Annotated in this window: 9 protein-coding genes and 2 pseudogenes; 7 read left to right on the forward strand and 4 right to left on the reverse strand. The window is 69.7% G+C overall.

Annotated features, from left to right (window positions below; genetic code table 11):
* Window positions 1–79 (reverse strand): S-adenosylmethionine synthetase N-terminal domain-containing protein (locus K7G61_RS37215; RefSeq protein WP_225845865.1); only part of this gene is annotated, 79 nt, incomplete at its 3' end.
* Window positions 80–574: 495 nt separating this feature from the next.
* On the opposite strand from K7G61_RS37215, the gene K7G61_RS35165 reads away from it, so the two are divergent.
* The 3 genes from K7G61_RS35165 to K7G61_RS35175 all read left to right on the forward strand — a co-directional run bounded on the left by K7G61_RS35165 (window position 575) and on the right by K7G61_RS35175 (window position 4,351).
* On the forward strand, window positions 575–976 hold the full coding sequence (locus K7G61_RS35165; RefSeq protein WP_225851223.1) for a pyridoxamine 5'-phosphate oxidase family protein: 402 nt from the start codon (window positions 575–577) through the stop codon (window positions 974–976).
* Between the two features lie 144 nt (window positions 977–1,120).
* Window positions 1,121–2,593: an FAD-dependent monooxygenase gene (locus K7G61_RS35170; RefSeq protein WP_225851224.1), complete on the forward strand. Its 1,473-nt coding sequence runs from the start codon at window positions 1,121–1,123 to the stop codon at window positions 2,591–2,593.
* Between the two features lie 51 nt (window positions 2,594–2,644).
* Entirely contained in the window at window positions 2,645–4,351 is a 1,707-nt protein-coding gene (locus K7G61_RS35175) for an NAD(P)/FAD-dependent oxidoreductase (RefSeq protein ID WP_225851225.1), read from the forward strand.
* 203 nt (window positions 4,352–4,554) lie between these two features.
* Here K7G61_RS35175 and K7G61_RS35180 read toward each other — a convergent pair whose 3' ends face one another.
* Complete coding sequence (locus K7G61_RS35180) at window positions 4,555–5,148, reverse strand: TIGR03086 family metal-binding protein (RefSeq protein WP_225851226.1); 594 nt, start codon at window positions 5,146–5,148, stop codon at window positions 4,555–4,557.
* Window positions 5,149–5,213: 65 nt separating this feature from the next.
* Here K7G61_RS35180 and K7G61_RS35185 point away from each other — a divergent pair.
* A pseudogene (locus tag K7G61_RS35185) lies at window positions 5,214–5,570 on the forward strand (helix-turn-helix transcriptional regulator); the annotation flags it as partial.
* Between the two features lie 359 nt (window positions 5,571–5,929).
* Here K7G61_RS35185 and K7G61_RS35190 read toward each other — a convergent pair.
* Together K7G61_RS35190 and K7G61_RS35195 are read right to left on the reverse strand one after the other, a co-directional pair.
* A pseudogene (locus tag K7G61_RS35190) lies at window positions 5,930–6,176 on the reverse strand (transposase); the annotation flags it as partial.
* Window positions 6,177–6,514: 338 nt separating this feature from the next.
* The gene (locus tag K7G61_RS35195; protein ID WP_225851227.1) at window positions 6,515–7,063 is read right to left on the reverse strand and encodes a flavin reductase; all 549 of its coding nucleotides are present in this window, start codon (window positions 7,061–7,063) and stop codon (window positions 6,515–6,517) included.
* A gap of 458 nt (window positions 7,064–7,521) precedes the next feature.
* Here K7G61_RS35195 and K7G61_RS35200 point away from each other — a divergent pair, with 458 nt between their 5' ends.
* From K7G61_RS35200 to K7G61_RS35210, 3 genes are all read left to right on the forward strand, one after another.
* On the forward strand, window positions 7,522–8,217 hold the full coding sequence (locus K7G61_RS35200) for an antibiotic biosynthesis monooxygenase (RefSeq protein WP_225851228.1): 696 nt from the start codon (window positions 7,522–7,524) through the stop codon (window positions 8,215–8,217).
* A gap of 366 nt (window positions 8,218–8,583) precedes the next feature.
* Window positions 8,584–9,258: a response regulator transcription factor gene (locus K7G61_RS35205; RefSeq protein ID WP_225851229.1), complete on the forward strand. Its 675-nt coding sequence runs from the start codon at window positions 8,584–8,586 to the stop codon at window positions 9,256–9,258.
* A gap of 807 nt (window positions 9,259–10,065) precedes the next feature.
* The gene (locus K7G61_RS35210; RefSeq protein ID WP_225851230.1) at window positions 10,066–10,776 is read left to right on the forward strand and encodes a response regulator transcription factor; all 711 of its coding nucleotides are present in this window, start codon (window positions 10,066–10,068) and stop codon (window positions 10,774–10,776) included.
* Window positions 10,777–11,593 lie beyond the last annotated feature (817 nt).

The raw sequence follows: 11,593 nt of genomic DNA on the forward strand, positions 1-11,593 counted from the left end.
CGGTGTCGCTGATCTGGTCGGCGATCTTGTCTGGGTGTCCCTCGGTGACGGACTCCGAGGTGAACAGGCGGCGGGACACATCGCTCCCTGGGGTCGCAGCGGCTGCTGACTCGGTCGGTGAGGGGCGGGAGCGGCGCGTACCGCGCCGCGCGGCGTACCCGGAACGCGGGAATCCCCGGCCCCGACTGCGCCGACCGTGCCCACCATGCCGACCGTACCGACCATGTTCGGCTCATCCGAATTCACGGTTCAAGGCACCCGCGGCACGTCCCTGTCGCGTTTGTCAGCCAGGCCGCGGGCGAGTCAGAGACAGGTGTGCCGCGTGTCAATTCCGGCGCGCCTGCCCGGCCGGTGACCGGGGATGCGGCCGTGCAGGGAAGTCACTTTCCTCTAGGTATCCAATGTGGTCGCGGTGCTAGCGTCTGAAAGACGCCGCGGCAGCGGCGCCGCCGCTTGGCGACCGCGCGGGGCCGCCACCGGAAATGCGCCGGATCCGGTGGCGTTCACGGCCGCGCGCCAGGAGTTCCGACCGGCCACGTTCAACCTCACCTCGACCGAATGTTAGGTGCGCATCATGCAGCGCTCGTCCGCCCTGTCCATGTCCCCGGCCGCCACCGCGTTCCTCGCCGAGAACCACCTGTGCACCTTCACCTCCATCCGACCGGACGGCTCGCCGCACGTGTCCCCGGTGCGCTTCACCTGGGACCCGCAGTCGGGGCTGGCCCGGATCATGACGGTCGGCGGCCGGACGAAAGTGCGCAACGTGCAGGCCAGGGCCGGTGCCCGGGTCGCCCTGTGCCAGACCGACGGCCCGCGCTGGCTCACCCTCGAAGGCGTCGCGAGCGTGTCCGACAACCCGTCCCGCATCTCCGAGGGCGTCGCGCGCTACGCCCAGCGCTACCGGTCGCGGCCGCCGGCCATGCCCGGCCTCGTGGTCATCGAGATCGCCGTGGACCGGATCATGGGCCTGTACTGACCACCCGGATCTGTCACAGCGCACCCGCGCCTGAACCGGCCGCCGGTTTCCTGACCAACTTTGCAGAGTTCTGTAACCGACACCATTCATCTCTGCGGTCCTCATCGGAATACTGGAGAAAATCCGTCAGCCGGAAGAGAGACGATGGAAAACTTCGACACTGACGTACTTGTCGTGGGTGCGGGACCTTCGGGACTCATGCTGGCCGGAGAGCTGCGGCTGGCCGGAATTTCAGTCGTCGTGGTGGACCGACTGACCGAGCCCATGCAGCAGTCCAGGGCACTCGGATTCTCGGCCCGCACCCTTGAGGAGTTCGGGCAGCGCGGTCTGCTGTCGAAATTCGGTGGGCTGGACACCATTCCGATAGGCCATTTCGGAGGTATACCGCTCGATTACCGCATCATCCCGGGCGGCAACTTCGGCGTCCGGGGCGTGCCGCAGTCCCTGACCGAGTCGATCATCAGCGACTGGGCCACCGGGCTCGGCGCCGACCTGCGCCGCGGGTACGAGCTGGTCGGCCTCGACATCGGCGAGGACGGCGTCACCGGCGAACTCGCCACCGCCGAGGGCACCCGCAGCATCCGCAGCCGCTACGTGGTCGGCTGCGACGGCGCCCGCAGCATCGTCCGCCGGCTCGCCGGCATCGGCTTCCCGGGCTACGACGCCACCCTGGAAATGAAGATGGCGGACTTCACCGGGGTCCAGCTCCCCGTCCGCCCGACCGGCCTGGTCAACGACAAGGGCATGGTGGTCGTGCTGCCGCTCGGCCCGGTCGCCACCCGGGTCGTGGTCTTCGAGCGCCACGCCGGGGTCCGCTCCAAGGACGAGCCGCCGACCTTCCCGGAGGTCGCCGACGCCCTGGAGCGGGTCACCGGGGAGCGGATCCACGACGCCAGGCCGCTGTGGACCAGCTACTTCACCGACGCCAGCCGCCAGGCCGACCGGTACCGCGCGGGCCGGGTGTTCCTGGCCGGGGACGCGGCCCACATCCACATGCCCATCGGCGCCCAGGGCATCAGCGCGGGCGTCGGCGACGTGGTCAACCTCGGCTGGAAGCTCGCCGCCGCCATCAAGGGGTACGCCCCCGAGGGGCTGCTGGACACGTACCACGACGAGCGCCACCCGGTCGGCGCCGGCATCGTCGCCAACACCCTGGTGCAGCGGTCCCTCTACCTCGGCGGACCCGAGATGCAGCCGATGCGCGACGTGTTCGGCTCCCTGATGCGGCTCGACCAGGTCCAGCGGCAGCTCGTCGGGGCCGTCACCGGTCTCGACATCGTCTACGGCGACGGCCAGGGCCACCCCCTGCTCGGCCGCCGGCTGTCAGAACAGGACCTGCTGGTCGGCGACCGCAAGACCACCACGTTCGATCTCCTCCAGCAGGGGCGCCCGCTGGTGCTCGACATGTTCGACAACTCCGAGCTGCGGCGGGCCGCCGCGGCCTGGTCCGACCGGGTGGACACCGTGACCGCCGTCCGCCCCGATCCGAACGCCCCGGTCGCCAGCCTCCTCGTACGCCCCGACGGCTACATCGCCTGGGTGTCGCTCGACGGCTCCGCGGACGGCCTGACCGACGCGCTCACGCGCTGGTTCGGTGCCCCCCGCGGCGAAGGCTGAGCGGTGCCGGACATGAGCGCGCCACGGGAATCACAGAAGAGGAGAGCGGTCTTGACCAGCAAGGCGGAAGCACCGGCGGCGTCCTCCCCGGCCGGTGAGCCCATCCAGTGCGACGTGATGATCCTCGGCTCGGGCCTGGCAGGGTCCATCACCGGTGCCATCCTGGCCCGCCAGGGCGCGAAGGTGGCACTCGTCGACGCCGGGCACCACCCGCGGTTCTCGGTGGGCGAGTCCCAGAACCCCCAGCTCGTGGAGTGGCTGCACATCCTCGCGGTGCGCTACGACGTGCCCGAGATCAAGTACCTCCTTGACATCAAGGCGGTCACCAAGAACCTCGGGGCGCACCACGGCCGCAAGCAGAGCTTCGGCTTCGTCTCGCACCGGCCGGGCCGGGAGCCCGACCCGCGCGAGGCGACCATGTTCATCATCCCGAAGATGCTCACCGAGGCCACGCACATGCACCGCCAGGACACCGACGCCTTCTACCTGGCGGTGGCGGCCAAGTACGGGTGCGTCGTGCGCCAGGACTGGCGGGCGACCGACATCGACTTCGACGACGACGGCGTGACGGTCACCAGCGCGGGCGGCGAGGTGTTCCGCGCCAAGTACCTCATCGACGCCTCGGGTTTCCGCTCGCCGCTGGCCCAGAAGTTCTCCCTGCGGGAGCAGCCGAGCCGGCTCAAGCACCACGCGCGCTCGATGTTCACGCACTACGTCGGGATCAAGCCCTACGACGAGGTGTGCAACTACCCGGCGGACCTGCTGCCGCCGCAGGAGTCGCCCTTCCACGGCGGCACCCTGCACCACGTCATCGAACGCGGCTGGTTCTGGATCATCCCCTTCAACAACCACCCGGACTCCCGCAACCCGCTGTGCAGCGTCGGCCTCACCTTCGACGAGCGGACGTACCCCAAGCCGAAGGACATGACGCCGGACCAGGAGTTCAACAAGTACCTGGACATGTACCCGGCCATCAAGCGCCAGTTCGAGGGTGCCTCGCGGGTGCGCGAATGGGTGTCCACCGACGACCGCATCCAGTACTCCTCGAAGCAGACCGTGGGCCCCCGCTGGTGCCTGATGTCCCACGCGGCCGGCTTCGTGGACCCGCTGTACTCCCGCGGGCTGTCCAACACCTTCGAGGTGGTGGACGCGCTGTGCTGGCGGGTGCTGGACGCGCTGCGCGACAACGACTTCTCGGTGGAGCGGTTCGAGTACGTGGAGCGGCTCGAACAGGGCCTGCTGGACTACAACGACAAGATCGTCAACGCCTCGTACATCGCGTTCGACCACTTCCGGCTGTGGAACGCCGTCTTCCGGGTCTGGGCCTGCTTCACCACCCCCGCCACCATGCGGCTGGTCAAGGCCCGGCAGGACTGGCTGCTGGAGGGCAAGAACGACGACGTCTTCAAGCGGATGGAGAACGCGCCCTACCCGGGCCTGTGGTGGCCGGACAGCCACGCCTTCAAGTACCTGCTGGACACCACGCACGAGACGTGCGAGCGCTACGAGGCCGGCGAGATCGACGGCGACAAGGCGGCCGACCTCGTCTTCGAGGCGATCCGCAACTGCGAATCGGTCAACACCCCGTTCGGCTGGAAGGGCCCGGAGGACCTCCGGTACTTCCGGGCCAGCACCCCCACCATGATCAAGTTCCTGTGGTGGTGCTCGACCCAGGCCCCGGGCGAGATGCGCGACCTCGGACGGTCCTTCGTCTCGGGCACCGTCAGGCAGGCACTGCGGGGCAAGAAGCTGACCTGACCCGCGGCACCGGCGACCGCACCGGACGGTATCCGGCGAAAAAACCAGGTGCCGGACGCCCGGACCCCTCGTGCCCCCACGGCACGACGGGCCCGGCGCGTCCGGCACCGCTCCACGAGCAGGACTTGACGACGGACAGGGCGACGGACGTGGCGACGGACATGGCACACCACTTCAGCGGCCGGCCCCCGCCCGCAGGCGGATCAGGGCGTGCGGCCGAACCAGCCCACGAGCCGGTCGATCGGCGGCGCGTCCTCGGGCACCTCGACGACCGGGCCGAACGGCACGTGACCGCCGCGGGGCTCACGCGGCGCCGCCTCGTGCATGGTGGCCAGCGGGGCCGCCAGCATGGCGGCGTCCCACTCCGGGCTCTGGCCCGTGCCCTTGGCGATGTCCCAGGTGTGGATGACGAGCTCGTTGGTGTAGATCACCGCGGCCGCCGAGCCGGGCACCGGGCCCCACGGCAGCTTGATCTCGCGGTCGTTCACCTCCGGGTCGGACCAGACGCGGATCAGGTCCTGCGCCGCGGTGTCCCAGGCGGACGGCCACTGGCCGTCGGGGACGTCCTCGGCGAAGTGCGGAACGCTGAAGAAGTCGCCGCCGGCGCCGATGACGGCCAGCCGGCGCAGAACGGAGACCATGTGGTTGCACAGGTCCCTGACCGAGTAGTCGGGACAGGGCGTGGAACCGTCGTACTGCTCGGGCCGTACGGCGGCGATGGTGCTGCCGGCGATCTCGACGGCCTTGAACAGGCCGGCGACGGGACCGGCCGGGGGTTCGCTGGAAAGGGCACTCATGTCTCCAGTCTTCCGGTCAAACAGGCCACCCTCCGGCCTGATTGGCGCGGTTTCGGAGGCGGGCGGTGAGGGCGGACCGGCTGGTGGCGGCCCTGCTGGTGATGCAGGCACGGGGCCGGGTGACCGCGGCGGAACTGGCCGCGGAACTGGAGGTGTCGGAACGCACCGCGCGACGCGACCTGGAGGCACTGGCCGTGGCGGGTGTTCCGGTCTACTCGCAGCGGGGCCGCGGCGGGGGCTGGACGCTGGTGGGAGGCGCCAGGATCGACCTCACCGGGCTCACCGTCCACGAGATCCGGGCGCTGTTCACCGTGGCGGGGGCGCTGTCCGGCATCCCCGAACTGCGCTCGGCGCTGCGCAAGCTGCTGCGGGCCATCCCCGCGCCGCTGCGGCCGCAGGCCGAGGCGGCCTCCCGCGCGGTGGAAGTCCTGGAACCCCCCGAGGCGCGGGCGCGGCTCGCCGGCCTCGGCGCCGAACTCGCCCAACTCGCCGAACTGTGGCGGCCGCAGTCACCGGTCGGGGCCGGAACCGTGCCGGCCGCCCCGGGCGCGGCGCCCGTACCGGCCGCGGCACCCGTGGCATCGGTGGCGCCCGTACCGCCCGTACCGGCCGCGGCACCCGCGGTGGGGGCCTGAGGCGTCAGGCACCCGCGGTGGGGACCCGAGGCGTCAGTCCAGCTCCGCCCCCGCCAGCGCCCGCGTGGACACGGCGATGGCCACGGTCCTGGACCACTGGGGGTCGTCCAGCCGGTCCGCCTCGTACAGGACGATGTCGGACATGCGGTTCCACACCCGGGCGCGGCGCCACTCGGTGAACCGGCGGTGCACCGTCGCCCCCGACGCCCCGAACACGGGCGGCAGCCGGCGCCACGGACAGCCGGTGGTGGCCACGAAGACTATCGCGGCGAGCATCTCCCGGTCCCCGTAGCGCTGCCGCCCGCCGCCCTGGCTGCGGACCGGCTTCTCGGGCACTATGCGTTGAAATATGTCCCAGAGGTCATCTGGCACCAGCCGTTCCATCAGCGTCATGCGCACAGCATACTGACCGGAGTTATAGATCCCAGGGGAACGCGCGTGAATACGGAGCCGCCCCCGCCGCTTTTCCGGCGAATTGGCACGGGCCTTCCCGGCGGCCCGGCGAGGAACGCCACCGAATTTCCGGGCAGAAGTGGGCGCCGGGCGCACGTCGACTCTTAACGGGGGATTCGAGCCGAGTGCGCCCGGCGCCGGCCGGCCGGTGCTCGCGGGGAAGCACAGCACTGGAGACCGGTAGCCGTTGAACTCGCGGCGTCCTGGAAAAGCTAACACCTGGAGGCAACAGGTACCTAGAGGTAAGTGACTTACTCCGAGGGTCGGGACCGTCCCCGCTAACCCGTCCAGTCGTCCGGGAACCACTCCTCCAGGATGTGCATGACGCCGCGGTAGAAGATCAGGGGCTGCTCCTCGGAGGCCGCCGCGGAGTGCTCCACGACCTCGCCGAGCACGATGACGTGGTCGCCGCCCTCGTATTCCGTGACCAGCCGGCACACCAGGTGGCCCAGCACGCCCTCCAGTACGGGCAGGTCCTCCCGGGTCCGCCGGTGCGGCACGTCCTCCAGGCGGGCGGACCCGCGGCTGGCGAACGTCCAGGCGAGACCCTGCTGGCGGTTGGTCAGGAAGTTCACCACGAAGCCGCCGGACCGCCGCAGCACGGGACCGAGCCGCGAGTCCCTGTGCAGGCAGAACAGCACCAGCGGCGGGTCGAGGGAGACCGAGGTGAACGAGTTGACGGTGGTGCCGGCCGCGGCGTCCCCCGTGCCGGTGGTGATGACGCAGACGCCGGTGGCGAACCTGCCGCTCGTCTGCCGCAGCCCTCTCCCGTCGACCGGCAGCCGCTCCGGGGCGGGGGCCGGGAAGGGGTGGTGTACGGGTTCCACGAAAGACCCTCCGTCGCTCGGTCCGCGTGCCGGAGCCCGTGCGTACCGCTTTCGCGGCATCCGCCCGGAATTCGCGGGAGCCGGGCGAACAGGCGCCGGACGCGCGTGTCTTGGGGTTTTCCATCGTGTTCGAAGTGACCGGGTCTCGCCCGGAGTTCACTCGGCCGGCAATCAACCCGGCGGGATATATTGCTGGAGCATGGTGGCAGAACCTGCCGCCGGCCACCGGGTTTGTCACACACGTGACGAAGTCACTGAAGACTTGACGCGCACCAGCAACGCTTGACGAAGGCGCCGCACCATTTGCCCTGGTGGCACTTTCCCCGGCCGGGACTTGCTTGTGATGATTCTCCAGGAACATCGGCCATGCGACGGCGGGCACTCGGCGAACATTCCAGCGCACCACGCCCGAGCGGCCTTTCCGTGCCCAGCCCACCGAATGGAAGAGACGAGAGAGAATGCCGAAGATTGCAGCCGACGGTAAGTACCTCACCGTCCTCAACCTGTTCTCGACCGACGCACCGGAGAAGCAGGACAGTCTGCTGCGGGCCATGCGGGAGATCGTGGACGCCGCCGCCTACCCCGGCTGGATCTCCAGCACCGTGCACAGCGGTCAGAACAGCCCGGGCACCGCCAACTTCATCCAGTGGCGCAGCTCCGAGGACCTGGAGGCCCGCTACGCGGGCGAGGAGTTCAAGCACCGGACCGTACCCCTGTTCACCGAGATCACCACCTCGATCCGGCTGCTGCAGAACGAGGTCGTCTACACCGCCCAGGCGCCCGAGCTGAAGGGCGTCACGGAGATCTCGCCGACCCGCGACGACTACACCGTCATCGACATCCTGAAGGTCGCGGAGAACGACCAGGCCGACCTGATCGAGGCGGTGGGAGCGGGTCAGGAGTGGCTGCTGGAGGTGCCGGGCTTCCGGAGCAACACGGTGCTGAAGGGCCTGCGGGCACGCGGCCTCGAAGGCTCCTTCGTAGTCGTCTACCAGCAGTGGGCCGACCAGGCGTCGTACGACGCGTTCCAGGCGGTGCCGGAGGACAGGCGGTCGGCGGCCCGGCGCAAGAGCGAGGCCCGCGTCGCCGAACTCGTCACCGAGCGGGACGGCAACACCTACCGGGTCGTCCACACGAGGTCCGCGGCGGCGTAACCGGACCAGAGGCCGGCGGGCGGGCATCGGCCCCGCCGCGTGCCGGCGCCACGGTGAACCCAGACGGCGGGCCGCCCGCCGGATGGGTTCGCCCGTGTTGGGCCACGGACGGCGATGTCGGGCGGCGGGCGGCGGGCGGCGGACGGCGATGTCGGGCCGTCGGGCCGCGTCCGGCCTGCCCTCATCTGCCCCCGTCTGCCCCCGCCTGCCCCCGTCTGACCGGTCTGCCCGGCCTCCCCGGACGCGGTCCGGCGCGACTCCGTTCGGCGCGACGCGATCCGGCGCGATTACGCGCATCCGGGTCATGCGAAACTTCAGTTCTCCTGTGCACCTCGCGGAACACGAGCAACGATTGCGGAGTGAACTGTGAAGCTGCGCGTTCTCCTGGTCGACGCCGACGAACGGGCCGCCGGAGCCCTGGCCGAACGGCTCACCCGGCACGGCTACGACGTCACCCGGGCCACCTCGGGCCGCGCGGCGCTGACCGCGTGGGAGGGGACCGACATGGTGCTGCTCGACCTGGGACTGCCGGACCTGGACGGGCTGGAGGTCTGCGCCGAGATCCGCAGCAGGAGCAGCACCCCGGTGATCGCCTTCACCGCCAACGACACCGAGCTGGACCGGGTGCTCAGCCTCCAGGCCGGGGCGGACGACTGCCTGGCCAAGCCGTACGGGTACCGCGAACTGGTGGCGCGCATGCAGGCCGTGATGCGGCGCTTCGCCGCCCCGGCGACGGCCACCACGCTCACCCACGGCTCCCTGCGCATCGATCTGAAGGGCCGTCAGGTACGGGTCGGCGACCGGGTCGTCGAGGTGACCCGCAAGGAGTTCGACCTGCTCTACCTGCTCGCCTCGGTTCCGCAGACAGTCGTGACCCGCCGTGAACTGATGGCCAAGGTCTGGGCGGACGAGTGGGCGATCTCCAGCCGAACCGTCGACTCCCACGTCAGCACCCTGCGGAACAAGCTGGGCGGCGGCGACTGGATCGTCACCGTGCGCGGCGTCGGCTACCGGCTCGGCGACGTGGACCAGGCCGACTGAGCGGCGGCGGCGGCCGGCCGCCCGAGCGGCGGCCAGGGCGGCGGTCCGAGCGCCACCGGAGCGGCCGGCCGAGCGGCCGGAAATGATTTTCGCGGCCCGCGGCCCCCGGGTGATCGTGCAATCATGCACCTGTGAGGTGCCGCCGCCGCAATAGGATCCGATCACCCCGGACGATGCGGGCGAAAGGACTCCGCGATTCGCTTACCCGAAAGTGGATTCCGCTCACGGGGTCCGGATTTGTACCCGCGGCCACAATACCGGCCGTCTCATTTGGGAACTCCGTTTCGGTCACATCTGGCCACGGCGCCGGGTCCGCCGCGCTCCCGTCCGGACGGTCGGTGGGCCGGATCCGACGTTTCCGCGCGCGGCCCTCGTATGGCCGGCGCATTGCCGCGGACCGTGCTTCCGTGAGCGCGCCGGTTGCTTCGTGGAAGCCTTTCGGGGTTCGTTCACGGCGCTCTGACCTGCCCATATGTTCTTTCGAACACCAGAGGACCGAGGTGTGCCGGGTCCTCTGGTGCATCCTTGCGTCTTCCCGTGCGCGGCGCTCCGGCGCCTTCGTAACGGCTCAGGTCGCCGGGACGGGCGCAGCGGGACGGCCGGTGAAAGGGGCATGGCCGAAAGAGGCTGCAGCAGCATTCCGGAACGCCTCATTCCGCCGTCCCTGCCGCCTATAGGTTACTTCAAGTTTTGTTGACAAACCGACGCGGAGGTTTGTAGTCTCAATAACGTTGACTTGTGCACAATCGCTCACGATGGGGGAGTGATATGAGCGAGCATGTCACACGGCATCCCCGGTTCGCAGGGATGTCTTCCTACGCCCAAATTTCCGGTGAAACCTGGAGTGTGCTCGTCGTCCAGAGCAATGCGGGCGACCTGGAGGCTCTGACCGACGGGTTACGCCGGCACGGGCACGCGGTACGGGGAGTGAACACGGGCGGCGCGGCCATCCAGTCGTGCGAGAACTCGGACATCGTCCTGCTCGACCTGGAGTTGCCCGACATGGACGGCCTGGACGTCTGCCGCGGCATACGGACGCTGTCCGACGTACCGATGATCGCGGTCACCGGTGTCGGCAGTGAGCTGGACTGCGTGCTCGGGTTGCAGGCCGGCGCGGATGACTACGTTGTCAAACCCTACGGCCCACGGGAGTTGATGGCTCGTATGGAAGCGGTCATGCGGCGGGTACGGTCCCGTCCGCATGCGGCGCGGATCGTCTCGCACGGTCCACTGCGCATCGACGCCAGCCAGCGCGAGGTCAGTCTGGAAGGACGCCGAGTGGAGGTGACACGCAAGGAGTTCGACCTCCTGTACCTTCTCGCCTCGCATCCGTTCACGGTGCTCTCCCGGAAGCGGATCATGCAGCTCATCTGGGGAGACTCGTGGTCGCGGAGAACGATAGACACACATGTGAGCAGTTTGCGCAACAAACTCGGGGACAGTGAGTGGATCATCACCGTCCGGGGCGTCGGTTTCCGCTTCGGAGCGCAGGAAGCGTTGAGATTCTCCCGGGGGTGACCGTCGCGGTACGAGCCCCGTGCGGCTCGCCGCGCCGAGGGACCCGCCGCAGGGCGACGGCGGGACCGTATCCGTGTGAGACGCCCCCGGATCATCCGCCGCGGCGGGAAATGACATACCTTCCCGGGCCTCGTCACGAGGGATTCACGACATCCCGGGGGCCGCGCCTGGAACGCCCGGCGACCAGGCCGCGACCGGGACGCGAACCGCTCCCGTTTCACCCGCGGCACTGATCACCTCACCTTTCCGCGTCCGTTCCGCACGGAAGGATTCCACCACGATTCCACCGTGATTGCAGCGTGATTCCGACTGATTCCGGCGTGATTCCGGCGTGTTTTCGGCGTGTTTTCCGGCGGGCCCGCACCGCGTCCGCACCGCGTCCGTGGTTCGTCCGCGGTTCGTTCGCGGCTCGTCCGCGGTTCTTTCGCAACGTGCCCGCGCCCTGCACGCGCCCGCGTCCGCATCCTTCACGGCAGGGGTGCACTCCGTCATCGGGGTGCGCCCCTGCCTTTTTCGCGCCGTGCCGGGGTACGGGGCCCTTTTCCGGGGTCGCCCGGCCGCGTGCGGCGCCCTCGCGGGCCGCCCGCCGGCGCCACCGCGACCGGCCCCTTTGACATCCGCCTGACCCGCACTGCGCGAACACCGCACAAACCCGCGATCCTTGTGCACATCCCCACCGAAACCGAATTGCGCCGCCTTGATCGGTGAATACCGGAGCAACAAATATCGGTGATTGATCCGGCGCGCACCAATCGGGGTGGCCCGGCCGCGCCAGGAGCCGTCAGGCCCGTGCCGGGATGGTGGGAGGAGAATCAGC

Origin of the sequence: Streptomyces sp. HPF1205, from assembly GCF_020400825.1 — a bacterium.
In the GTDB taxonomy this organism is placed as follows: Bacteria; Actinomycetota; Actinomycetes; order Streptomycetales; family Streptomycetaceae; genus Actinacidiphila.

Excerpts from the sequence above, each read along its gene's own strand:
- K7G61_RS35165 (WP_225851223.1), top strand. The coding sequence starts at position 575 with ATGCAGCGCTCGTCCGCCCTGTCCATGTCCCCGGCCGCCACCGCGTTC.
- K7G61_RS35170 (WP_225851224.1), top strand. The coding sequence starts at position 1,121 with ATGGAAAACTTCGACACTGACGTACTTGTCGTGGGTGCGGGACCTTCG.
- K7G61_RS35180 (WP_225851226.1), bottom strand. The coding sequence starts at position 5,148 with ATGAGTGCCCTTTCCAGCGAACCCCCGGCCGGTCCCGTCGCCGGCCTG.
- K7G61_RS35200 (WP_225851228.1), top strand. The coding sequence starts at position 7,522 with ATGCCGAAGATTGCAGCCGACGGTAAGTACCTCACCGTCCTCAACCTG.
- K7G61_RS35210 (WP_225851230.1), top strand. The coding sequence starts at position 10,066 with ATGTCTTCCTACGCCCAAATTTCCGGTGAAACCTGGAGTGTGCTCGTC.